Genomic DNA, 309 nt, shown 5'->3' with positions numbered 1-309 from the left:
ACCAGCCTGATAGCGGCAGAACAGAGGAAAAATGAGTCAGAACAAGCGCAAACAGTTGAAGAGTAAGGCCGTTAACCGGTTACTGGTGCCGTTTCTGTCATTTTGCAGTAAGCAGCCATTACCCCGTTTACATCGTTGGGGGCGATGGTTAGGACAAGTGCTGTATTGGATGAATGGGCGTAATATCCAGGTGACCCGAACCAATCTTGCTCTGTGTTATCATCAATTGTCAGATGATGCCCGGGAACAGAAAGTCAGAGCCAGTACTTTACAGACCGCAAACATGGGACTGGAGCTGGGCTGGAGCTG

Annotated in this window: 1 pseudogene; it reads left to right on the top strand. The window is 49.5% G+C overall.

The features are described 5' to 3' along the window. Nucleotides 1-31: 31 nt before the first annotated feature. A pseudogene (locus tag H4O21_RS25210) lies at nucleotides 32-309 on the top strand (hypothetical protein); the annotation flags it as partial.

The organism is Oceanospirillum sediminis (assembly GCF_014164585.1).
Taxonomy (GTDB): domain Bacteria; phylum Pseudomonadota; class Gammaproteobacteria; order Pseudomonadales; family Halomonadaceae; genus Oceanospirillum; species Oceanospirillum sediminis.
The sequence above is the reverse complement of the archived record's forward strand: the minus strand, read 5'-3'. Positions and strand labels throughout refer to the sequence as shown.